1 pseudogene is annotated in these 265 nt (G+C 73.6%); it reads right to left on the bottom strand.

The annotated features are described in order from the left end of the window. Positions 1 to 265: pseudogene (locus KVS67_RS12110) on the bottom strand (tRNA 2-thiouridine(34) synthase MnmA); the annotation flags it as partial.

Below are 265 nucleotides of genomic sequence, written 5' to 3'. Positions count from 1 at the left end.
GCCGTCAGCACCCCGAGCCCATAGGCCTGGTCCTTCCCGTCGTCGCCGGCGCGGTGCAGCTCCAGCGAGCCGTCCGGACCGGGCCGCACGGCGGCGTAGTGGCCGGTGCAGTCGGCGTCGAAGCCCAGCTCGAGGGCGCGCTCGTGCAGCGCCGCGAACTTGATGCGCTCGTTGCAGCGCATGCACGGGTTGGGCGTGCGGCCGGCCTCGCACTCTGTGATGGAGACGCCCACGACGTCCTCCGCCATCCGCCCGCTGAAGGCCC

The sequence above is a fragment of the Micrococcus sp. GbtcB5 genome (genome assembly GCF_019091605.1).
In the GTDB taxonomy this organism is placed as follows: domain Bacteria; phylum Actinomycetota; class Actinomycetes; order Actinomycetales; family Micrococcaceae; genus Micrococcus; species Micrococcus luteus.
This window is presented reverse-complemented; position numbering and strand designations above follow the sequence as displayed.